Origin of the sequence: Mesorhizobium sp. Root695, assembly GCF_001428185.1 — a bacterium.
GTDB lineage: Bacteria > Pseudomonadota > Alphaproteobacteria > Rhizobiales > Rhizobiaceae > Mesorhizobium.
Window position 1 is genome coordinate 1 of the sequence record NZ_LMHO01000007.1, and the last position, 21,731, is coordinate 21,731.

The following is a 21,731-nucleotide window of genomic DNA, read 5'->3' on the forward strand; positions in this document are numbered from 1 at the left end:
CCATATCTGGCTGGCTTCCTTCATGGACTATGATTTGGGATATTTCGATGATGAGACATGCAGGCTCGAACCACTCCAAAACCCCTTCGGGCCAAAAGTGTTACCCATGTCTCCGGTATAAACCGTAACCTATGTGTCCGGAACGGACCCAATAATGCCAACACCAAGACGGCGCGGGTGAAGTGGGGCGGCGCGCCAACGACGGTTGCGGGCATCTCGCTTCCGTCTGTAGCCGCGATCAGGGACCAGCGGGAAATACGCAATGCTGGCGCCACCAACAGCCAGAAAGCGTTTCAAGGTACAACGGGCGGCCTTGGTTCAACGACAGGCGCAATCCTCACAGCCACTGACGACACGCAAGCTGACGTGACAATCACCATCACGGGACAGCTTGGCACAACGACGGATACCCTCACCTTGGAGAACGCGCTGGTCGAAGTGCTCTATGCTGCCTGATCGGCAAAGCGCACCGCCGGCCGCGTCCGCCAAAGGTTTATTATCTTCCGGTGGATGGAGGCTTCCCAGACCCCATAGGCGATCGAAAGACCCAGAGACACGCCCGAGATGAGAATGAACATTGTCCAACTCGGGCGGTTGACCAGCATGAAGAACGTGCTCACGAATTGAGCATGGATCAGATAGAACCCGTAGGAAGCATCACCCGCCCGTTTTAATAGCCCATGCTCGGCAAACATGGTCGCGCGCGTCGCGGCCAACACCATCAGCGTAGCGGATATCCCGATGCCGATCTGAAATGGAAGCCACGCGAGCCCGAGATGACTGCGGCAGAGCGCAAGCAAGGCGACCGCTGCCAGAAAGGCCGGCACGCCGCGATATTCGATGTAATCTCGATACCAGTAGGCGAACATGCCGAAAATGAAGGCAAGGTTGATCTGCGAGAGCGCAATCTCAATTACGCCGCCCTGCTGGCTCCAGTGACCGAAACAAAGGATGATCAGCCCCCAGGCCGCCACCAGTAGCTGGCGGGCGGCGATGCTCGGCACGAAGCAAAGCAGCGCGACGACGACATAGAAGAATATCTCGAAAACGAGCGTCCATTCGACAGCCAGCAAGTAAGGGATTTTGCCTGCCGGGTAGAGCAACAGCGCGCCGGGCCAATCGTAGGAGCGCTGAAGGCTCCCAATCAGGATCAAGCGCATGGGATGGTGATTGCCACCGCCAGCCAGAAGCCCGGGTAGATTCGAAGTGCGCGTCTCAGGATAAATTCTCCGGGCGTAGCTTTCGCCGAGAGCATGGCCATAAGGTAGCCTGATAACGCGAAGAACACCGCCACGCCGCTCGCTCCGCATCTAGCAACGGCAAGGCTCCCTTCGGGGATGACATGGTGCATTTGGGCGTAAGCGACGGCATGATGGGCGAAAACGCCGAAGGCCGCTAGAAATCGAAGAGCCTGCAACCCCGCCATCGTCTGCCGCTGGTTTTGATTGGCAGACATTGCGCCCCATTGCTGCGGTTTGCCGCGCGGCTTATGACCAGGTCGAATTCGGACTTTTATCGTCATTCCATATCTCACGCAATCTGTCACCGCGCGCAAGCTCGCCCCCGCAAGGGCGGGCTTGACGATTTCAGCCCCGGCAGCGACACGGCGCCGAGCCTATGGCTCGCTACAGGGCCAATCTTCAGGCCTCGTCAAGCCAGAAGGCAACTCGGTCCGGGCGTCTCCGCAAGCCATGTTGAGCTGCCACTGGGATAGACCCGCCGAATTGGAAAGATCGAGGCCCTCGATACGGGTCAGAAAGAAAAAAGCGCGGTCAAAGTCTATCGGCGCGGTGAACGTCGCTCCTCGGAAGTCCGCCCGCGCGAGATTGGCAAACGAAAAGCGGCTGCCGCTGATATCGGCGTCATGGAACTGCGCTCGCCCCAATTCCGCCTTTGTGAAATCAACATTGGTCAGATTGGCGTCCTGGAAATTCGAGCGCTGCACTTCCGCGCTCGTAAACACAGCGCCCTGCGCGTCCATATGGCTGAAGTCGGTCCTGTAGGCCTCGATTTTGTCGAACCGGGCGCCTTTGGCGGTCGAGTCGGCCAGGGAAGCACGCACAAGCGTTGCCTTCTCAAAATTTGCCGCAAGGAGATTGCTGTTCCTGAGGTCGGTCGAAGTGAAATCAACACCGATCAGGTTCGCCCCGCTCAGGTCCTGTCCTTTTAGGATGAGAAGCTTTTTGTCACAGTCCTGCCAATTGACGCCAGGCGTCGCGGCTGCGTCGCAATTTTGAGCGGCAGTGGCGTTCTGCCAAGCAAATACAATGCAAACCGCTAGAACCAAGCCGGATGTGCCGTAAGCTCTGGTTCGTCTCAAAGTCATTGTTGCTGGACCTCTGCTACTCGCCGACAATCAACCTTACCACATCTGCTGACACTCGAAAGCGACGGCATTTTGCCCGCTAATCCCGCTAGTCCCCACCGCCAAATGAAAAGCCCGCCACAGGAAGGCAGCGGGCTTTTAACAGGCACCGTCCTGGCCACCCTTCCGCAGCCTGACGCCAGCGCCACCGCCGTTCTCGGGGATGAACTCGACGCCGGCAGATGCCTATCCCCCTTAATCGAGATCGGCAGCGTTTGTTAGTGCGGCTTGGGCCTTCATCTCGGCAAGATCGGCTGATTTCTGTGCGGCAATGGCCTTCACCTTGGCAAGACGTTGGCTACGTGTCTCGCGGGCTACATACCACTCTTCAAACAGCATCTCGATCAATTCAATCAGCGCCTGAGCCTCTCCTGGTTCGACTTCGACGATCATGTCGATGTCGCTCTCCATATGTGCCCCTATGTTGCCAACCTCGCGGATTGCGTCAATTGCATCAACCGTTTCAGCGGCAACGCCAGGGGGCGCAGTCCCCTCATCAAGGGCCAAGCGAAGGGCTTTAATCTCGTCGATAAGGCGCTTCTTCGTTATCCCACAGAAGTCTCGAATCATGCCCTGTAGGCATCGCCTTGCAAGTGTGGCGGCTGCCTTTGGACTGAGGTCTCTGATGGCGCAGGCCTCGCGATAGTCGGCGGTCAACGGTGCTGGAACGTAATCCGGTTGTGGTTTAGCGAACGACGAAGGGCGCAATTTCCAAGACTCGATTGCATCCTTTAGAGCCACCCGATTGCCTGCAGCATTGAGAACCGTGAGCCTCAGATCAGCTTTGATGCTAGGCTGATTACATAGAGCATTGAGACACCTGGTTGCTTCAATGACAATCCCGATCCGGCCGAGTGCTGTGTCTCCAATCGGCAAATCGAACAGCCCAAATCGCGTGTTATTGCCTCGTATTTGATGGCGCTGGCAAAATGGACATGTCCATTCGTTCATTGTTGTCCCTTTCTCAGCCGGACCCCGGGACCCTCGCCGTTTTCGTCCACGAAGATGACTCCAGCGGCTTCAATTGCTTTGCAGATAGCTTCGACGGAATAACCCGGGCCTGTGCTTTCGGTCTCAATCCTCGTGATCGTGTTTCGATGCACACCCGACTTCTCGGCCAGGTCCCGAACCGTCCAGTTCAGTAGGCCGCGAGCCGCTCTAACTTGTGCACTTGTCACCATGTAATGTTCCTGTATATTGCATCTGTCACCATAAAGGTGCACATAGCACAATATTGGGAGAATACCAAATGCCAAACACCTCTATTCGAGCAGCCGCAGAAGGCTTGGCCAATGTCAACCGCCGCCGGCTGCTCAATCTGACCGGGGCGGGGCTTGCTCTCGCCGCAACCGCAATGGCTACGAAGCCATCTGTGGCCGCACCTACCAGCCGGGTTGCCGACCTCGAAGCCGCATTCCATGCCGAATGGGCAGCGCTCCGTGCCATGGAACCAGACCTGAATGCGGCCGAGCTGCGCTATATGCAGATCAAAGGCAGGCGTCCCGTCTTGGGTGAAATGACACCGGAGGAAAACGAAAGGCTCCGCAAAACGGCTGTGGCAGATCTCTCAAAGCTGCCGCCAAGTCGCGCCAGCGTCGAACATGTCGAGGCCATGCGCGCCTATACAAAGGCGGATGCGGCCGCTCGCCGCAAGTCGGGCTTTGGTAAGCTCGATAGAGCATACGCGGAGGCCACACACCGCACGGGGGACGCGGCCAACGCGCTCCTTCGCTACCCTGCCGCGACGCTTGACGACCTCGCCGCCAAGGTGCGGGTGCATCGCGTCTGGGAATACGACGGGGAAGACTTCAACTTCATCATGAACGACATAGCGCGTGTCGCCGGGAATGGGGGTGTCGTATGAACGCCGCTGTCGCTTCGGATCGGGGCCTAATCACCGAGGCTGATATCGATCGCGGCTATGACGCATGCGCGATAGTCCGCGTTTGCGAACTGGCGATGGAGACAATTCCCGGGCTAGGCCAAGACGCTCTTGTCAACGAAGCCGTTGGCGACATCGTGAGGTTGTTGCGGATGGTGGGACAGATGACCGGGGCATCGCTTAATGCCCTGGAGCTGGCAAAAACGAGACAGGCAGACCCCAAAGCCTGATCATTCCGCCCCCCGAAACGATTGAGCCCGCTGCCTCACGGTGGCGGGCATTTTACGAGGCCGACTGCGTGAACCCGCCAAGCAAGCCGCCCACAAAAGAACCGATTTTGCCATAGGTATCTGGCCCGAGGCTCCCATCGGGCTTCGATTCCACCGTCTCTCGAATCGAGGCCTTTGGGCCGTTAAACGTGCCCTTTTCGATCGCGGCGACGCCTTTCGAAGTCAATTGAACACCCCAGGCTCTACCATCCGAGTAGATGCCGCCTGCGGTAATCAACCCCTCCAATCTTAACCAATGCGTCGCTGCCAGGAAATGCTGCGAGCCGCCCTCTATGGCGGCTTCCTGCGGCATCACATCGCGGGCCTCAATTTCCTGACTTCGGAGCCCGCCGAGCACCAGTTTTGCTAAGATACGGCCGATCAGCTCGTAAGACTCATCTAGCGCGGTCAAAATCGGGCCTTTCCATGTCGCATCCATGTCGCGTGGACTCGCCGATAGTGGCAGGAAACCGTTGGAAATCAACGGGCGGCGTTCCTTGGCTTTGTTACCCTATCTGTTACCCAGCGCCTGAGTTTGGTCTAATTCTGTGCTCTCAGAATTCAGCTAAATTATTGAATTTATTGGCGATCCCGACAGGATTCGAACCTGTGACCATCGGCTTAGAAGGCCGGTGCTCTATCCAGCTGAGCTACGGGACCGCTGACCGGCCGCTGGGCCGGCTGAATATTTGACGCTGGCCGCCGTTCAATGCGTCCAGGGCGTCCTGCGGTCATAGCGGAAATTCTCCGCATAGGAAATCTGGCGGCGCTTGGTCTCTTTCGGCTCCTCGACGCGATAGGCGAGCGCTTCCTTTTCGGCGTAGGCCACCGCCTCTTCCCTGGTGTCGAAGGTGAGCCGGATCTGGCTTCTCATGTCGCCCGACGTGGTGTAGCCCATCAGCGGGTCGATCTTCTTGCGCATCTCGGGGTCGAATTCCAGCACCCAGTAGCCGGTCTTGGCCTTGCCGGATTGCATCGCTGTTTTGGCTGGGCTGAAAATGCGCGCGGACATGGCCACCTCGTTATTGTGCAAGGCAGCATCGCTACCCTTCGCCCGTCATTACTGCGCAATGCGCACGGCGGCAAGGTTTTTGCACTTGCCATGCAACGCCGAAATGAATAGGCAACAGACCGTTCGGAGTGTAGCGCAGCCTGGTAGCGCATCTGGTTTGGGACCAGAGGGTCGGGAGTTCGAATCTCTCCACTCCGACCATCCTCTCCCGAAATGCAATATGGATGGTGATCGGCGCGGCCGTACGGTCACCTTGCTGGGCTTCCCGGCGTGGGCCTTGCCGTGACAGTCTTCCGGTGCCAGTCCGGGGGCGCACGGGGCGCTTCAAAAAATGGCAGCAAACGACAGGCCGGTGATCACCCGGAAGGCTGGCAGAGCAACAAGACCAGCCAGTCGGGCTGCATGGTGCTGGGGCCGCAACACACGTCGGCGACCAAGCTGTGGTTCGGCAAGGCCAGTAACGCGCCGACTTCAGATCGCTGCCACACCACAATGGCGAGGCGGAAACCGGCGCCTATCTGCTATCCGGCAACGCCCGCATCTATTTTGGTGAGGACTAAGAGGAGTTCGTCGAATTGTCGGCCGGCGACTTCATGTTCGTGCCGCCGTTCCTGCCGCATCTCGAAGCCAATATGAGCAACGGAGCAACTGTGGTGGTTGGCCTGCCGCGCCCGGGAAAACATCGTAGTCAATTTGCCCGACGTCGACGACGCCCAACTAGCCGGCTATCGCCGCGCCTGAGCGCCGGGAACACAATTGACGGCAAGCTCGCCGGGTGACAACCCCAACGCCATCTCCCGGCGAGCCTACACCTGATTTGGAACGCAATCAGGACCGGGGTCAGCCGGCAATCTCCCGCAGCAAGATGGATGCCAGCTGCTATTTCCCGAAATGGCACAGTGACGGGAGTAGTCGACTCTCGGGGCCACGGATCGGAAGCTTGGGCTGGCTGTATGGCCGAGCAAGGTTTCGTCTCTCGCTAAGCGCAAGAGGCCTCCGTCTAGATCTCGAACTCACCTTGCCCTTCATCCATGGCGTTGACGGTTTCAGCGGCGAGCGTGCGCGTGATCGGCGTCTTGCGCTCGAGCGCAGTGCGATCCAGCCTTTCCACCACGCGCATGGCCGTCGCCAGCGAGCGCTCGATGCGGCGCACGAGATACTGCACGACATGCGGCTCGACCTCGACCTGTCGGTCGGCGAACAGCTTGGTGATAACGCCGGCGAGCAGGAGATCGTCGGGCTCATGGATCTCGACTGTCGCCGCCGCCTTCAGCCGCGAAGCGAGATCAGGCAGCCTGACGCCCCATGCCGATGGGAAGCGACGCGCCGTCAGGAGCAGCGTGGATCCGGCACCCCGCACCGCATTGATCAAATGGAACAGGCCTTGTTCATCAACCGCCCCGGTATCGACATCGTCGATCAGCGCCGGCCGGGCGCCGAGACTGGCGATGCTGTCACCAATGCGCCTGGCGTCGACCGCCACCGCGCTGGCGCGCGCGCGCCAGATCGAGGCCAGATGTGTCTTGCCGGAGCCGGCGGGACCTGCCAGCACGACCACCGGTGAAGGCCAGTCCGGCCAGCGGTCGACCAAGGCCACAGCCTGATTGTTGGTGCCCGAGACGACGAGGTCGTCGCGCGAATAGCCGGTGCCATGGCCGAGATCGAGCGGCAACTGGCGCGGCGGGTCGGCTTTCTGGTCGCTCATGCGGCTCAGCTGTGCGGGCCGGCAAGGCACTTGGTCATCGGCCAGATCATGGCTTGATGGCCCTGCGACGAGCGGCAGGGGTTTGCGGCTCAACGCCGTGGCCCTTGTAGAGCGGCGATTCGAGATAGCGGGCTATGGCAAACCGCACCAGCACGGCAACGGCAGCTGAAGCCGGCACCGCGATCAACAAGCCGACGAAGCCGAACAGCGCACCGAAGGCAAACAATGAAAACATCAGCCATACCGGGTGCAGGCCGACGCTTTTGCCGACCAGCCGCGGCTGCAGGATGTTGCCCTCGATGAACTGGCCGATGAAGAACACGACGGCGACGGCGACGATCATGGTCCAGTCCGGCCAGAACTGGACGAAGGCAACGCCGACGGCCAGCACCAGCCCGGTCAGCGATCCGACATAGGGAATGAAGGAGATGAGCCCGGCGAACAGGCCGATGAGGATGGCGAAATTCAAGCCGGTCAGCGTCAGCCCGGTGGCGTACATGGCACCCAGCACCAGGCACAGCGTGCCCTGGCCGCGAACGAAGCCGGCTGTCGCGGTGTTGATGTCGCGGGCGATGGCGCGCACGGTCGCGACGTTGTCGCGCGGCACCCAGCTGTCGATGACCGCCACCATGCGGTCCCAGTCGAGCAGCATGTAGAAGGCGACCACCGGCGTCACCACGAACAGGCTGACCACCGATACCAGCGCCATGCCGGAACTCCACAGCGAGGTAAAGACGGTGGTGATGAGACCGAAGCCGGAGGTCAGCAGCGAATTCAGGCCGTCGCGCAGGCCATTGGCGTTGACGCCGAATTTCTGCTCCAGCCATTTCGGGTCGAACGACGTGATCAGGCTCTGCAGCCGGGTCAAATACTCCGGCAGCTTTCCGGCGAAATCGGCCATTTGCGTGGCCAGAACCGGAATGAGGATGACGAAGGCCAGCACCAGCACGATGAGGAAGGTGATGAGGATGACCACCGTCGCCATGAAACGGGACAGGCCGAGCCGCTGCAGCCGGTCGGCGACGGGATCGAGAAAATAGGCGAGCACCATGCCGGCGACGAAGGGCAACAGGATGGCGCTGAAGACATAGAGAAAAAACGCCAGGATGGCCGCGCCGGCCAGCCAGAAGAAGATCTGGCGGCGGAAGGCGGCGGACGCGGCAATGTCGGCGGCCGCAGCCTCTATCGCCACCGCTTCTGTCTCAGATGTCCGGAGTGGAGCCTTCGCCATAGCCGCTCATGTGCCTCAGCCAAGCCACGAGATAGGCCGCGGCCGAAGCCACGGTCAAGACCCCGGACAGCAATATGAGGGCTGGCCTCAGCGGGTCGAGGTGAACGACAATGGCCAGCTCGCCCAGCACAACCGCGGCCAGCACGATCTGGATGGCGGTGTTGGCCTTCGACACGAACAGCGGTTTCATCTCGACCGGATGGGCCATGACGGTGGACAACACAACGGCGCAGACGATCAACGCGTCGCGCGACACCATGGTGACGACCAGCCAGAGCGGCAATTGCCCGATGAAACCCATGACAACGAACACCGAAACCAGCAGCAGCTTGTCGGCCATCGGATCGAGATAGGCGCCAAGCCTTGACTGCTGGTTGAAGCGGCGGGCGATGAAGCCGTCGACGCCGTCGGAAATGCCGGCGATGAGGAAACCGGCAAAGGCCCAGTCCCAGCGCGCCTGCAGCATCGCCAGCACTACGGCGGGCACCAGCACGAAGCGCATGATCGTGATCATGTTGGGGAAGGTCAAACACGTATCCCGTCGCTTTTGTTCTGCTGATACATGATGGAGACTGGGGCTGGGCGCAACAGAGAAGCGCCACACAGCCGGCCATCTCAGGCCGCAGACGCCTCAAGGATGGAAATGGGTCCCCGGGTCTGAATCACTCGTTCAAGGTGTAGCCCGGCGGCTTCGAACAAGCTTGCATACTGGCCCTGCGTTCTCTCCAGGCCGCCGGTGACGGCGAGCATGACCACATCGATACCCTTGATCTGGTTCGGTTCGTCACCTGGAGGCACGAGCGTCTCGGCCACGAGCACCCTCCCGTTCGGCAGCATTGCCTTGCGGCAATTTCGCAGGATCACCGCGGCACGCTCATCATCCCAATCGTGAACGACCTTCTTGATGACGTAGGCATCGCCGGTGGGAACACTTTCAAAAAAATCGCCGGCGACAAATTCGGTGCGCGGCAGGTCGCCTCCGGCACCCTGGCGTGCCGCCGCAAGGCCCGAAGGCAGATCGAAAAGCACGCCGCTCAAATGAGGGTTGCAGGCCAGAATCGCCGAGAGAAGCTGACCATGCCCGCCGCCGACGTCGACGATGCGCGTGAACGGCTTGAAATCATAAGCTTCGGCAACAGCCTCGTTGCTGCCTTGGCTCAAGGCGACCATGGCACGCTGAAACAAGGCAGCCTGCACCGGGTGTTCCGACAGCCACTCAAACCTTGGGCTCCCGAACACCTTGTCGAAGGCCGGCTTTCCAGTGCGCACAGAATGCAGCAGCTGCTCGAAGGCAAGATAGGCCTCGCTGTTGATCATACGGACGAAGTCACGGGGACCCGGCCGATCGGAGCGCAGCACGGCGCCAACCTCCGTTAACTCGAAATGACGGGGTAGTACTTCCCTAAAGACCCCTTCAGGCGCCAGAAGTCGCATTACACGATAAAGCGGGTCAGCATCTGATTGAGTGGCAGCTGCTAGTTCATCTACCGACCGCTCGCCGGCAGCCAGGAGATCGGGGATGCCGAGTTCGATAATGACGCGCAGTGCCTGTGACACGGCGAATCCGAATCCCAGCCTCATGATCTGTTGCGATGGGTTGAGCATGGCTTGTCCCCGGATGCCTGATGCGTGGCAAACAGAGCACCAACAACAGCTAGACACAAGGATGCAAAGGGGTGAAGGCGAAGATGGACACGCGGGTTTTGCCTCCGATAAGAAGCGAGAACAGGGGGGATTTTACACAAGGGACCGCTACCGCCGCCGAAAAACCACCGCCACGCTTTTATCGGGGGGCGAAAGCCCTCCATTCCGCCGTTATCCTTGCGAGCCGAGGCGGTTCATGCGAAGAGCCCGCAAACGAGTGGAAACAGCGATGAGCAAGCGCCAGAAATGAGCAAGCGCAAGAACGGGCTCACCTATGCCGAAGCTGGCGTCGATATCGATGCCGGCAATCTCATGGTTGAGAAGATCAAGCCGCTGGTGCGCGCGACGCGCCGGCCGGGCGCCGATGGCGAAATCGGCGGGTTTGGCGGCCTGTTCGACCTCAAGGCCGCCGGCTTCACCGATCCGGTGCTGGTGGCCGCCAATGACGGCGTCGGCACCAAGCTCAAGATCGCGATCGATGCCGGCAAGCACGATACGATCGGCATCGATCTCGTCGCTATGTGCGTCAACGACATCGTCGTGCAAGGTGCGGAACCGCTGTTCTTCCTCGACTATTTCGCCACCGGCAAGCTCGATCCCGACCAGGGCGCCGCGATCGTCGGCGGCATTGCCGAGGGCTGCCGCCTGGCCGGCTGCGCGCTGATCGGTGGCGAGACGGCGGAAATGCCCGGCATGTATCATGGCAACGACTACGACCTCGCCGGCTTTGCGGTGGGCGCGGCCGAACGCGGGCAACTGTTGCCCACCGACGACATCGTCGAGGGCGACGTGCTGCTTGGGCTCGCCTCCTCGGGTCTGCATTCGAACGGATTTTCGCTGGTGCGCCGCATCGTCGCCGTCAGCGGCCTGGCTTGGGGCGATTCGGCGCCGTTCAACGACGAGGCGACGCTCGCCGAGGCGCTGCTCGAGCCGACCCGCATCTACGTCAAGTCGATCCTCAAGGCGATCCGCAACACGCATGGCATCAAGGCGCTCGCCCACATCACCGGCGGCGGCTTCCCGGAAAACATTCCGCGCGTGCTGCCCAAGGATTTTTCGGCCGAGCTTGACCTCGAGGCGATCGACGTCCCTCGCGTGTTCTCGTGGCTGGCCAAGACCGGTGGCGTGGCGCCGGAAGAAATGATGCGCACCTTCAATTGCGGCATCGGCATGATCCTGGCGGTCGCATCCGGCCAGGCAGCGCAGGTCGCGGCCGTGCTGCAGGAGGCCGGCGAGACGGTGACGCCGATCGGCCGCATCGTGCCGCGCCGCGATGCCGGCGTCATCTATCGGGGCTCGATCGGCCTATGAGCGCGCAGAGGAAACGCACCGTTGTCCTGATCTCCGGGCGCGGCTCCAACATGACCGCGCTGATCGCCGCGGCCAGTGACCCGGCCTTCCCGGCCGAGATCGTCGGCGTCATTTCCGACAAGGCCGACGCCGCCGGCCTCGGCATCGCCAGGGCGCGCGGCATCGCCACACAGGTCATCTCCCGTGCCGACCATGGCAGCAAGCAGGCACATGACGCCGCCATCGACGCAGCGCTCGCGGCATTCAATGCCGAAATCGTGGCGCTGGCCGGCTACATGCGCATCCTTACCCCCGGCTTCGTCCAGAAATGGCAGGGCCGCATGATCAACATTCACCCTGCCCTGCTGCCGGCTTTCAAGGGGCTCGACACCCATGCGCGCGCACTGGCCGCCGGCATGCGCATCCATGGCTGTACGGTGCATTTCGTCACTTCCGAGATGGATGACGGTCCGATCATCGCCCAGGCGGCCGTGCCGGTGATGGTCGGCGACACTGTGGATACATTGGCTGCCCGCGTGCTGAAGACCGAACACCGGCTCTATCCGCTGGCGCTGGGGCTGGTCGCCGAAGGCAAGGCGCGCATGGAGGCCGGCCGCACAGTGCTCGCCCACTTTGCCGACGATGCCGATAACGGCACATCGGTGGTGATGGCCCCCGACCCGCGGCGTGAGGAAGCCGACCTCGAGCATCTGGCGCGCATCACGCCGTAAGCCGGGAGCGGCGATGAAGCAGCTACTCCTCCTTCGCCACGCCAAATCGAGCTGGGACGACCCTGGTCTCGATGATTTCGACCGACCCCTGGCCGAACGCGGAGTGAAGGCAGCGCGCTTGATGGGTCGCGAACTTGCGGCGCGTGACTGGCTGCCGGAACTGGCGCTGGTGTCGCCGACGCTGCGCACCCGCGACACCTGGCGGCTGGTGGCGGCTGAGCTGCCCGTACTTCCCGAGATCACGTTCGTTGAGGCGCTCTATGATGCTTCAGCCGCGGATATTCTGAGCCAGATTCGTAAAACAGACGGGTCGCGCCGATGCCTGGTCGTGATCGGCCACAATCCGGGCCTGGAGGATTTGGCCAAGCAGCTTGCCGGACCAGGGTCGGAGGCCAAAGCGCGCAAGCGGCTCGATGAAAAATTCCCGACTGCCGCCCTTGCGCGCGTTGTCTTCGAAGGCGACTGGTCCGGCCTGTCCTCTGCCCAGCTGACACATTGTCTGCGGCCGAAGGATCTGGGCTAGAAATCTGGTGTCGAGCGGGCGCGGCAGGTCAAACCCGCCGCGCCTAAGATATCAGTTGCCCCAGATGCCCTGGCCGGGTTCCGGCCAATCGGTGGTGACCTTCGTCCTGGTACCGGCAGCCTTGTGCTCAGCCATATCCGTGTTCTTGACCGCCCCGGTGACGGCATGATCGACGCCGGCAACCGGAACAACCGGCTGGCCGGCATTGTTGGAGCCGTAGTGGTCGCTGCCGGCAAAGGCGCTGCTCGCGGCAACGATGATGGCGGTGACGGTGAGAGCGATCTTGTGCATTTTCAAGTCTCCTGGTTCTTTCGTTAGGCGGCGTCTTGGGAGGACGGTTCCGCTCACGACAAGACCAGATGCCGTCCGGTTTTATTCCCGGAAGCGCGATACTTTGTGGATCATCGGTGGAATTCGGCGGTCGGTCGCCGACTGGGCATCGGCATCGTCATGCGCAAAAAACAAGAGCGGCGGGCCAAGCCCACCGCTCTTCGTAGTCAAGGAATCAAGGCCTGCGTTGTTCAGTGGCCCCAGATGCCCTGGCCCGACGGAGCCGGTACGTTGGCATTGGCGTCACCCTGTGCCTTCAGGGACTTCGCGATCGAGCCGGTGTGCGAGTTGTCGATGCTGAAAATCGACTGGCTCGAAGACTGGTTAGCGACCGGCTGGTTGGCATTGTAAGAGCCGTAATTGTCGCTGCCATGGGCAAAGGCGCTGGCCGTGGCAACAAGCAGGGCGGCAGCGGTGAGTGCGATCTTGGTCATTTTAAGCACTCCTGATTTTGGGATTGGAATGACTGAGACTGGGTCGGAGAAGGCGATTAGCGGTTGCCGAACAGGTTGCGGTCGGAACCCTGCGTGATCGGCTTCTCGACGGTCGAGTTCGACTTCTGGACCGAGCCCGTGAACGAGTGGTCAATGGCGACGGCAGGCTGATTGGCGTTGGCCGAGCCATAGTGGTCGCTGCCAGCAAAAGCAGTGCCCGTGGCAACGAGGATGGCGGCGGCGGTAAGTGCGATCTTGGTCATTTTATTTACTCCAGTGTTTATTCTGTCCGTGTAGTGGCGTGCCCTTGGGAGGAATTTCGCGTCGCTCTGACCACCCCGAGGTGGGTTTGCCCTTCCGTTGATTCCAATCACGAAGATGTTCCTCCGCAGCCGGAATCCAGGCCTTGAAAATTGACACAGGGCCTCGCGGTCAGAATTTTATACATCAAAATCAGATGGTTATGGGAAATTACCCCGTGCATGACGCCGCCATTCATTGAGCCGACGTTCACCAAACATGGACGGTCCGTCATCATAATCGAACCGAACGGTTCGGTTTTATCGAAGGTGAGTGAATTCAGGCTGATCAAAGGCGGCGGCGGCAGGCTTGTCTGCTATTTGCCTTGCGGCTGGATCGATATTATCGGTTGTTCCCTGAGTATGCATTTGTACGCTGCTAGCCGCATACTCCGAGATGCGAGATGGCAGCCTCCCAGGACAGCGATAGAGATGCGGCTGCTGCTCGTCGAAGACAATCGCGAATTGGCCGACTGGCTGGGCAAGACCTTGCGGCAGGCGAACTATGTCGTCGACGTCGTCCATGACGGCGAGGATGTCGAGCACGCGCTGGCCGCCGGTGACCACGCACTTGTCATCCTTGACCTGGCCTTGCCGCGCATGAGCGGAATGGAGGTGCTGCGCATGTTGCGGTCGCGCGGCAACCGGGTGCCGGTCATCGTGCTGACCGCCAATGCCAGCCTCGACGGCCGGGTCAAGGGCCTCAACGAAGGCGCCGACGACTATCTGGCGAAGCCCTTCCAGATCGAGGAACTCGAAGCGCGCATTCGCGCGCAATTGCGCCGTGCCAATGACCGCACCGCGCCGGTCGTTGCCTGCGGTGATCTCGCCTTCGACACAAACACGCGGCTGTTTTTGCTCGCCGGTGAGACTCTGGCGCTGACACCGCGCGAGCATGCGGTGCTGGAACAACTGATGGTCAAGGCCGGGCGCACGGTGAGCAAGGCGGCATTATCGGCCGCGATCTATGATTTCGAGACCGACGCCGACCCCAGCGCCATCGAGATCTATGTGCACCGTGTGCGCAAGAAGCTGGAAGGGGCGCGGGTCCGTATCGTCACGCTACGCGGCCTCGGCTATCTCCTGCGCCATGAAGATTAACAGTCTGCGCTTGCAGCTTCTGGCGTGGGTGGTGCTGCCGCTCGTCGGGCTCGCCACCATCAATCTGTGGACCAGCCACGGCAACGCGCTGGCAACCGCGGACCTCGTCACCGATCGCATGCTGATGGGCTCGGCACGCGCTATCGCGGAACGTGTCGCCATGACCGACGGCGTGCTCGACGCCACGATACCGCCGGCGGCGATCGAGATGTTCGACACGGGCGATCACGACAGCGTCTACTACCATGTCAAGACTGCCGGAGGGCGGCTGCTGACCGGCTATCCGGATCTGCCGGAGGCACCGAAGTCCCATGACACAGAAGCAAACTATCGCGACCACCGGCTGCGGTTGCTCACCTTCAGCCACACGGTGGTCGGCGCCGGAGGCGATTCGCCGATCACCGTTACGATCGGCGTCACGCTTGCCGGACACGACGCCATGGTGCGGCGTCTCTGGTTTGGCGCCTTTGCCCAACAACTGGCGCTGGTGGCGATTGCCGGTCTGTTCGTCCTGCTGGGCTTGCATCGCGGCCTAGCGCCCTTGATCCGGTTGCGCGACGCAGTGCGCTCGCCAAGCCGCAGCGAGTTGGATCCGGTCGAAGTGCCAGGGGCGCAAAGCGAAATCCGCCCACTGATCGATGCGCTGAACGCCTATATGGAGCGCGTGCGGGCGCAGATGGCGGCGCAACGCCGCTTCATCGCCAATGCGGCGCACCAGTTGCGGACGCCTCTGGCGCTGCTGTCGACACAGGCAAGCTACGCGCTGCGCGAAAGTGCCTCCGACGCGCGCCAGGAAGCGCTGATGGCGCTGCAGGCCAGCTCCGGCCGGCTGGCGCGGTTGGCCGAACAGCTCCTGACCCTGTCACGGGCGGAGCCGGGCAGCCGGCGGCCGCGCGCCGACCGCATCGACCTTACCGAAGCCGCCCGCCACGTGCTGGAAACGCAGGCGCCGACAGCGATCAGCCGCAATATCGATCTCGGCCTCGAGGAGACCGGTCCGGTGCCGGTCATCGGCGATGGCACCATGTTGCGCGAGATGATCGTCAACCTCGTCGACAACGCGCTGCGCTACTCCCGGGTCGGCGCCAGCGTCACGGTGAAATTGGCGGCCATCGACGACGAAGCCGTGCTGACGGTCGCCGACGATGGGCCCGGCATCCCGTTGGATGAGCGAGACCATGTGTTTGAACGCTTCTACCGCATTGCCGGGTCGACCGAGGAAGGCAGCGGGCTTGGCCTGGCCATCGTGCGCGAGGTCGTCGACAATGCCGGCGGCCGCGTCACCCTTGGGGATGGCGCGGCCGGCGGCCTGGTGGTCGAGGTAAGGCTGCCGCTGGCAAGCAGCTAAGGGTCCGTCGCCGCTCACTGCGTCTCATGCAGGGGCTGGGGACGCCATTTCGCCAGGCGATCCTCGACCATGGTCATCAAATATTCAGCACCCAGCGCCACCACCATCACGATGACGATGGCGGCGTACATGCCGGCGGCGTCGAAGGATCCCTTGGCGATGTTGATCAGCAGGCCGATACCGTAGCGCGAGCCGACAAACTCGCCAACGATCGCGCCGATGATGGCAAAGCCGAAGCTGACATGCAGGCTGGCGAAGATCCAACTCATCGCCGAAGGGACAATCACCGAACGGGTCAGCTGCCAGTTGGACGCGCCGAGGATGCGGGCGTTCGCAATCATTGCCCTGTCGGCTTCCCGCACGCCCTGAAAGGCATTGTGGAAGACAACGAAGAAAACCATCACGAAGGCAAGCGCCACTTTCGAAGCGAGGCCAAGGCCGAGGATCATGATGAAGATCGGCGCCAGAACCACGCGCGGAATGGAATTGATCACCTTGATGTAGATCGAGAAAATGTCGGCGGCCATGCGGTTGCGGCCGAGCGCGACGCCGATGATGATACCGATAACCGAGCCGGTGACGAAGCCGATGACCGCCTCCTCCATGGTGACATAGAGATGATACCAGAGGGGGCCCTCGGATGTTCCTTCCGTCGTCCATTCATAGAGCCGCTGCGCGATCGTACTCGGCATTGCATAGAAGAACGGGTCGATCCAGGCTTGGCGGGCGGCAATCTCCCACAACCCCAGAAAGGCGACCAGAATGGCGACCCGCCAGAACATCACCGTGCGGCGGCGATTCCGTGCCGCCTTCGCGGCGGCGGCCTCGATTTCCGCATCGGAAGTGCCCGGCCTGAAAGCTCCTGCGCTGATGTCGATGGCAGCATCGGTCATGGCGTTCCTCCTCAGGCCGCGGCACGCGCATAGCTGGTCTCGACCTCTTCCTTGAGATCAGCCCAGATCGTGCGCGAGTAATCGATGAAGCTCTGCTCGTAGCGGATATCGGCGACCACGCGCGGCCGCGGCAGATCGATCGTGTAGACCGACTTTACCGTGGCCGGTCCGGCGGTCAGGACATAGACCTTGTCGGCGAGCGCGATCGCCTCTTCGAGATCATGCGTTACGAAGACCACGGAAGCTTTTGCCTCAGACCACAGGCGCAGCAATTCCTCGTGCATCAGCACGCGCGTCTGTACGTCAAGCGCCGAAAACGGCTCGTCCATCAAAAGGATCTCGGGGCCGTTGATGAAGGTCTGGGCCAGCGCCACACGTTTGCGCATGCCGCCGGAAAGCTGATGAGGATAGTGCTGCTCGAAACGCGACAGGCCGACGCGCGCCAGCCAGTCGCGCGCCGCGGCGGTGGCATCCGAGTTCGCCCTGCCGCGAAAGAGCGGGCCAGCCATTACATTCTCGATCACATTTCGCCAGGGAAACAAGGCATCGCTTTGGAAAACAAACCCGATGCGCGGGTCTATTCCCTTGACGAGCGCGCCCATGACACGAACCTCGCCGGCGCTTGGACTGGCCAACCCGGTGACGAGGTTGAGGGTGGTGGACTTTCCGCAACCGGTTGGACCGACAACGGCGACGAATTCGCCGCGCTCGACGGTCATGGTGAAATCGCGCAGCGCCGTCAGTGATTTGCCGGTGGGTGTGAGGAACCGCCGGCTGACATTGATCAGCTCAATTGCTGGTGTGGTCTTTTCATGGGTCATGATGGAACTCCGGGTTCGAGCGGAAGCCCGCCGTCGGCCAGAGCCGCCGGACGTGAAAAACCGACGGTTGCCGGCGCGGCGACGCGCATCGCGCCGGCATGGTCTGCTACTTGGCGTTCTTGACGAATTCCGAGGTGTAAGTCTTGGAGAGGTCGATCTGCTTGCCCTGCAGTTCCTTCTTGAAGGCTGAAAGAACCGTCAGCACGGTCTCTGGGCCGCCTTCGGGCATGATCCCGTCGGGGGTGAACATTGCCTTGCCCGCGTCAAGGGCCTTCACGTAGCCTTCCTTGTCGCCGACATAATAGTCTTGCGGCATCTTGTCGGCGATCTCGGCGCCGCTATGCGTGTTGATGAATTTCTGCGTCTTGACGAAGGCGTTGGCCAGCTTCTGCACGATGTCCTTGTGCGCTTCGACCCAATCGGTCTGCATATAGAGGGATGCGGCCGGATAAGTGCCGCCGAGAGCAGCCTTGGTGCCTTCCATCGTTCGCATGTCGATGAGAACCGACGCTTCGCCGGTCTTCAACAGTCGGCTGATCGTCGGCTCGGTCGTCATGCCTGCCTGGATCTTGTCCTGCTGCATGGCGGCGATGAAGGTGGTGCCGGCGCCGACCGGAACCGAGGTGAAGTCACCGAGCTTCAAACCGTTCTTGACGGCGAGATACTCCGTAAGAAAATTCGTCGATGAGCCCAGACCGGTCACGCCCAGGCTCATGCCCTTGAAGTCCGAAGGTGATTTGATCTCGGGGTGTTTCGTTGAAACAAGCTCAACCTCGCCCGGCGCCTGGCTGAACTGGACAATGGATTCGACGAATTTGCCCTTCGCCTGCAGATCGATGCAGTGGTCGTAGAAACCGACAACGCCCTGCACGGCACCGGCCAGCATCTCGTTTTCGGCATCGACGCCGGCCGGTTCATTCAGCAATTCGACGTCGAGACCCTCGTCCTTGAAGTAGCCGAGCGCTTCGGTCAGCTTGGCGGGCAGATAGATCTGTTTTTCATAGCCGCCGACCATGATGGAAACTTTATCGTCGGCGCGTGCGGACGGCGCCGACAAGGCCATGGTGGCGACAAGTGCGGTTGTGGCAGCTGAATCAAGCAGTATTCGCGCGAACGACATGGCCTCTTCCCTTTGTTCGTTTCCCGCGCCCCTCTCTCTCCCATCGCGTTCCGCGACAATATGGGGGCGCCTTCCAACAGTTATGGCACCAACCTTTCATCCAGCTTTCAAGGAGAAGCCGAAAATAACCGCAGACCTTACGGAGCGGTAAGGCGCGGCTGGTGGCCGCCACGATGCCATGACGATGCTTGCCGCGTGCCTTGTCAGGTGTTCAGACCCAGCACGTCGCGCATGTCATATTCGTCGGGCGGGCGTCCCGCGACCCAGAGTGCGGCGGCGATGGCGCCACGCGCGAACATGACGCGATCGCCGGCCGCATGCGACAATCTCACGGTCTCGCCCTCGGCGCAGAAGCTGACGCTGTGCTCGCCGATGATGCTGCCGCCACGCATCACCGCAAAGCCGATCTCGCCGGCCGGCCGGGCGCCGATGACGCCGTCGCGTGCACGCCTTGCGACCGTCTCCAGATCGATGCCGCGCCCGCCGGCCGCGGCTTGCCCCAGTATCAACGCAGTCCCTGATGGCGCGTCGATCTTGTGGCGATGATGCGCCTCGACAATCTCGACATCCCAGTCGTCGGGGTCGAGCGCTCTCGCCGCCCGCTCGACCAATCCGACCGCCATCCCCCGCGACTATTTCCACATGCCGCGCATGCGCGCGCCGATGTCAACGCGTACCTCCGGCCGGGCCGCCCTGCCATGTGCCGCCTGCGCGCTCGGCCATGATACCTGCTGGAACGCGGCGAGGATCGAAGCCGGGATGAAGCGGGTGCGCGAGGCATAGAGATGGCGGTCGCCGCGCGCCGCCTGGCCGTGCGGAAAGAAGCGCTGCGGCATGACCAGGTTGAGATTGTCCTTGGCCCGCGTCATCGCCACGTAGAGCAGCCGTCGCTCCTCCTCGATGTCTTCCTTGGTGCCTACGCCGAGATCGGCCGGGATGCAGCCATCGACCGTGTTGAGCACGAAGACATTCTTCCATTCCTGGCCCTTGGCCGAATGGATGGTCGACAGGATCAGATAGTCCTCGTCCCGATGCGGCGGCCCGGCCTGGTCGCTGGTGGCGTCCGGCGGGTCGAGCGTCAGTTCGGTGAGGAACCGTTCGCGCGAGGCATAGCCCGAGCCGATCTGCTCGAGCTGCAACAGGTCGGCCCGACGCGTCGTCGCATCCTCGTGGATGCGCTCCAGATGCGGCTCGTACCACAGCCTGATCTGTTCGAGATCGGCCGGCCATTTGGCGCCGGCCCGCAGGCCGGAATAGAGAGAGACGAAGCCCGGCCAGTCATCCGCGGCGCGTTGCGGCGGGCGCCAACCGGCTAGGCCCATTGCTTCGTCGAGCGCCGTCGTCATCGTCTCGACGATCTGCGCGGCAGCCGAAGGGCCGATGCCCGGCATCAGTTGCAGCACCCGGAAACCGGCGACCCGGTCGCGCGGGTTTTCGGCAAAGCGCAGCACCGCCAGCACATCCTTGACGTGCGCGGCATCGAGGAATTTCAGGCCGCCGAACTTGACGAAGGGAATATTGCGCCGCGTCAGCTCGATCTCCAGCGGCCCGCTGTGATGCGAGGCGCGAAACAGCACCGCCTGGGATTTCAACGCCGTGCCGGCTTCGCGTTCGGCCAGGATGGTGTCGCAGACGAAATTGGCCTGCTCGACCTCGTCGCGCACGGTCACCAGTCTCGGTCTGTCGGTGGACTTGCGCTCCGACCACAGGTTCTTGGTGAAACGCTCCGACGCTTCGCCGATCACCGCATTGGCGGCGGCAAGTATGGTTTCGGTCGAGCGGTAATTGCGCTCCAGCATCACCACGTCGGCGGCTTGCGCAAACTGGTTTGGAAAATCGAGGATGTTGCGCACTTCGGCTGCACGGAACGAATAGATCGACTGTGCATCGTCGCCCACCACCGTCAGCCCGGCGCCGTCGGGTTTCAGCGCCATGAGGATCGACGCCTGCAAACGGTTGGTGTCCTGGTATTCGTCGACCAGCACATGGTCGAAACGTCCACCCAGATGCGCCGCTATTTCGGGCTCGGCCGCCATTTGCGCCCAGTAGAGCAGCAAATCATCGTAATCGAGCACGTTCTGTGCCTGCTTGGCTTCGACATAACCGGCGAACAATTGCTTCAATTGCTCCGCCCAGCCGGCACACCAGGGAAAGGCAGACCCCAACACCTCGTTGAGCGGCGCCTGCGCGTTGACGGCGCGCGAATAGATGGCAAGGCAGGTGCCCTTGGTGGGGAAACGCGCTTCCGTCTTCGAGAAGCCGAGTTCGTGGCGCACCAGATTCATCAGGTCGGCGGAATCCTCGCGGTCATGGATGGTGAAGGCCGGATCGAGGCCGATCTCAAGCGCGTAGTCGCGCAATAATCGTGCACCGATGCCGTGGAAGGTGCCGGCCCAGGTCAGCGCGTCGGTGATGACAGCTGCATCGCGGCCGAGCACCTCGCCGGCGATGCGCTCGACACGCCTGGCCATTTCGGACGCGGCGCGGCGCGAAAAGGTCATCAGCAGGATGCGGCGCGGGTCGGCCCCCTTCACGATCAGATGGGCGACACGATGCGCCAGCGTGTTGGTCTTGCCCGAACCGGCGCCGGCAATGACCAGCAGCGGGCCGGCAATCTTGCCGTCGCCATGCTCGACGGCCTGGCGCTGGGCGTCATTCAGCCGGGCGAGATAGGCAGGCTGGGCGGTCGGGTCCCGAAAGGTCGAATCAGCGGTGGCGAGGTTCATCGCCCAT

General features: G+C 61.8%; 25 protein-coding genes, 2 tRNA genes and 1 pseudogene. 8 read left to right on the top strand and 20 right to left on the bottom strand.

What is annotated here, in order from left to right; translation table 11 throughout:
• Positions 1-443: 443 nt before the first annotated feature.
• The 5 genes from ASD99_RS08670 to ASD99_RS08690 all read right to left on the bottom strand — a co-directional run bounded on the left by ASD99_RS08670 (position 444) and on the right by ASD99_RS08690 (position 3,546).
• Positions 444-1,160, bottom strand: a complete 717-nt coding sequence (locus ASD99_RS08670; RefSeq protein ID WP_057143347.1) for an acyltransferase family protein — start codon at positions 1,158-1,160, stop codon at positions 444-446.
• Positions 1,151-1,522, bottom strand: coding sequence for an acyltransferase family protein (locus ASD99_RS08675; protein ID WP_082583206.1), 372 nt, complete (start codon positions 1,520-1,522; stop codon positions 1,151-1,153). Before ASD99_RS08675 ends, ASD99_RS08670 begins: the two co-directional genes overlap by 10 nt.
• Positions 1,523-1,615: 93 nt before the next feature.
• Complete coding sequence (locus ASD99_RS08680; protein ID WP_056587152.1) at positions 1,616-2,326, bottom strand: pentapeptide repeat-containing protein; 711 nt, start codon at positions 2,324-2,326, stop codon at positions 1,616-1,618.
• Between the two features lie 234 nt (positions 2,327-2,560).
• Positions 2,561-3,316 (bottom strand): DUF4145 domain-containing protein, encoded by a 756-nt coding sequence (locus ASD99_RS08685; protein ID WP_056587149.1) that lies wholly within the window; start codon positions 3,314-3,316, stop codon positions 2,561-2,563.
• Positions 3,313-3,546 (bottom strand): helix-turn-helix domain-containing protein, encoded by a 234-nt coding sequence (locus ASD99_RS08690; RefSeq protein WP_056587145.1) that lies wholly within the window; start codon positions 3,544-3,546, stop codon positions 3,313-3,315. The genes ASD99_RS08685 and ASD99_RS08690 overlap by 4 nt, the downstream gene beginning before the upstream one ends.
• Positions 3,547-3,614: 68 nt before the next feature.
• Here ASD99_RS08690 and ASD99_RS08695 point away from each other — a divergent pair, with 68 nt between their 5' ends.
• Both ASD99_RS08695 and ASD99_RS08700 read left to right on the top strand, forming a co-directional pair.
• Positions 3,615-4,229: a hypothetical protein gene (locus tag ASD99_RS08695; RefSeq protein WP_156388954.1), complete on the top strand. Its 615-nt coding sequence runs from the start codon at positions 3,615-3,617 to the stop codon at positions 4,227-4,229.
• The gene (locus ASD99_RS08700; RefSeq protein ID WP_056587139.1) at positions 4,226-4,477 is read left to right on the top strand and encodes a hypothetical protein; all 252 of its coding nucleotides are present in this window, start codon (positions 4,226-4,228) and stop codon (positions 4,475-4,477) included. Before ASD99_RS08695 ends, ASD99_RS08700 begins: the two co-directional genes overlap by 4 nt.
• Before the next feature lie 52 nt (positions 4,478-4,529).
• Here ASD99_RS08700 and ASD99_RS08705 read toward each other — a convergent pair whose 3' ends face one another.
• The 3 genes from ASD99_RS08705 to ASD99_RS08715 form a co-directional block, all read right to left on the bottom strand.
• Entirely contained in the window at positions 4,530-5,000 is a 471-nt protein-coding gene (locus ASD99_RS08705) for a hypothetical protein (protein WP_156388955.1), read from the bottom strand.
• Positions 5,001-5,099: 99 nt separating this feature from the next.
• Positions 5,100-5,176 (bottom strand) — tRNA-Arg (locus tag ASD99_RS08710).
• Positions 5,177-5,222: 46 nt separating this feature from the next.
• The gene (locus tag ASD99_RS08715) at positions 5,223-5,528 is read right to left on the bottom strand and encodes an ETC complex I subunit (RefSeq protein WP_056587179.1); all 306 of its coding nucleotides are present in this window, start codon (positions 5,526-5,528) and stop codon (positions 5,223-5,225) included.
• A 124-nt stretch (positions 5,529-5,652) separates the two neighbouring features.
• Between ASD99_RS08715 and ASD99_RS08720 the strand changes: the two genes are divergently transcribed.
• Positions 5,653-5,729, top strand: a tRNA-Pro gene (locus ASD99_RS08720).
• Between the two features lie 799 nt (positions 5,730-6,528).
• On the opposite strand, the gene hdaA is transcribed toward ASD99_RS08720, so the two are convergent.
• The 4 genes from hdaA to ASD99_RS08740 form a co-directional block, all read right to left on the bottom strand.
• The gene (gene hdaA, locus ASD99_RS08725; protein WP_056587130.1) at positions 6,529-7,233 is read right to left on the bottom strand and encodes a DnaA regulatory inactivator HdaA; all 705 of its coding nucleotides are present in this window, start codon (positions 7,231-7,233) and stop codon (positions 6,529-6,531) included.
• Between the two features lie 46 nt (positions 7,234-7,279).
• The gene (locus tag ASD99_RS08730) at positions 7,280-8,464 is read right to left on the bottom strand and encodes an AI-2E family transporter (protein ID WP_056587129.1); all 1,185 of its coding nucleotides are present in this window, start codon (positions 8,462-8,464) and stop codon (positions 7,280-7,282) included.
• Positions 8,436-8,993: a CDP-alcohol phosphatidyltransferase family protein gene (locus ASD99_RS08735; RefSeq protein ID WP_056587126.1), complete on the bottom strand. Its 558-nt coding sequence runs from the start codon at positions 8,991-8,993 to the stop codon at positions 8,436-8,438. Before ASD99_RS08735 ends, ASD99_RS08730 begins: the two co-directional genes overlap by 29 nt.
• 86 nt (positions 8,994-9,079) lie before the next feature.
• Positions 9,080-10,069, bottom strand: a complete 990-nt coding sequence (locus ASD99_RS08740; RefSeq protein ID WP_056587124.1) for a methyltransferase — start codon at positions 10,067-10,069, stop codon at positions 9,080-9,082.
• A 285-nt stretch (positions 10,070-10,354) separates the two neighbouring features.
• Here ASD99_RS08740 and purM point away from each other — a divergent pair, with 285 nt between their 5' ends.
• From purM to ASD99_RS08755, 3 genes are read left to right on the top strand one after another with little or no spacing between them, the layout of a single operon-like run.
• A complete protein-coding gene (purM, locus tag ASD99_RS08745; RefSeq protein ID WP_056587121.1) occupies positions 10,355-11,419 on the top strand; it encodes a phosphoribosylformylglycinamidine cyclo-ligase in 1,065 nt (354 codons plus the stop codon).
• On the top strand, positions 11,416-12,129 hold the full coding sequence (purN, locus tag ASD99_RS08750) for a phosphoribosylglycinamide formyltransferase (RefSeq protein ID WP_056587118.1): 714 nt from the start codon (positions 11,416-11,418) through the stop codon (positions 12,127-12,129). The genes purM and purN overlap by 4 nt, the downstream gene beginning before the upstream one ends.
• A gap of 13 nt (positions 12,130-12,142) precedes the next feature.
• Positions 12,143-12,652 carry a SixA phosphatase family protein gene (locus ASD99_RS08755; RefSeq protein WP_057143350.1) on the top strand — a complete coding sequence of 170 codons (510 nt, stop codon included), beginning with the start codon at positions 12,143-12,145 and terminating at the stop codon, positions 12,650-12,652.
• A gap of 51 nt (positions 12,653-12,703) precedes the next feature.
• Here the strand turns inward: ASD99_RS08755 and ASD99_RS08760 are convergent, their stop codons facing one another.
• From ASD99_RS08760 to ASD99_RS08770, 3 genes are all read right to left on the bottom strand, one after another.
• Positions 12,704-12,943: a DUF680 domain-containing protein gene (locus ASD99_RS08760; protein ID WP_056587112.1), complete on the bottom strand. Its 240-nt coding sequence runs from the start codon at positions 12,941-12,943 to the stop codon at positions 12,704-12,706.
• A gap of 230 nt (positions 12,944-13,173) precedes the next feature.
• Positions 13,174-13,416, bottom strand: a complete 243-nt coding sequence (locus ASD99_RS08765; RefSeq protein WP_056587109.1) for a DUF680 domain-containing protein — start codon at positions 13,414-13,416, stop codon at positions 13,174-13,176.
• A gap of 56 nt (positions 13,417-13,472) precedes the next feature.
• Entirely contained in the window at positions 13,473-13,679 is a 207-nt protein-coding gene (locus tag ASD99_RS08770; RefSeq protein ID WP_057143351.1) for a DUF680 domain-containing protein, read from the bottom strand.
• Between the two features lie 468 nt (positions 13,680-14,147).
• Here ASD99_RS08770 and ASD99_RS08775 point away from each other — a divergent pair, with 468 nt between their 5' ends.
• Positions 14,148-14,816: a response regulator gene (locus ASD99_RS08775; RefSeq protein WP_056587103.1), complete on the top strand. Its 669-nt coding sequence runs from the start codon at positions 14,148-14,150 to the stop codon at positions 14,814-14,816.
• Positions 14,806-16,164: a sensor histidine kinase gene (locus ASD99_RS08780; protein ID WP_057143352.1), complete on the top strand. Its 1,359-nt coding sequence runs from the start codon at positions 14,806-14,808 to the stop codon at positions 16,162-16,164. The genes ASD99_RS08775 and ASD99_RS08780 overlap by 11 nt, the downstream gene beginning before the upstream one ends.
• Positions 16,165-16,178: 14 nt before the next feature.
• Here the strand turns inward: ASD99_RS08780 and ASD99_RS08785 are convergent, their stop codons facing one another.
• The 5 genes and pseudogenes from ASD99_RS08785 to ASD99_RS08805 form a co-directional block, all read right to left on the bottom strand.
• Positions 16,179-17,057, bottom strand: a complete 879-nt coding sequence (locus ASD99_RS08785; RefSeq protein ID WP_057143353.1) for an ABC transporter permease — start codon at positions 17,055-17,057, stop codon at positions 16,179-16,181.
• A gap of 11 nt (positions 17,058-17,068) precedes the next feature.
• The gene (locus tag ASD99_RS08790) at positions 17,069-17,878 is read right to left on the bottom strand and encodes an ABC transporter ATP-binding protein (protein ID WP_057143354.1); all 810 of its coding nucleotides are present in this window, start codon (positions 17,876-17,878) and stop codon (positions 17,069-17,071) included.
• Positions 17,879-17,984: 106 nt separating this feature from the next.
• Positions 17,985-18,941 (bottom strand): ABC transporter substrate-binding protein, encoded by a 957-nt coding sequence (locus ASD99_RS08795; protein WP_413813927.1) that lies wholly within the window; start codon positions 18,939-18,941, stop codon positions 17,985-17,987.
• A 260-nt stretch (positions 18,942-19,201) separates the two neighbouring features.
• Positions 19,202-19,609: pseudogene (dapB, locus tag ASD99_RS08800) on the bottom strand (4-hydroxy-tetrahydrodipicolinate reductase); the annotation flags it as partial.
• A 21-nt stretch (positions 19,610-19,630) separates the two neighbouring features.
• The gene (locus ASD99_RS08805; RefSeq protein WP_057143355.1) at positions 19,631-21,724 is read right to left on the bottom strand and encodes an ATP-dependent helicase; all 2,094 of its coding nucleotides are present in this window, start codon (positions 21,722-21,724) and stop codon (positions 19,631-19,633) included.
• Positions 21,725-21,731: the final 7 nt, after the last annotated feature.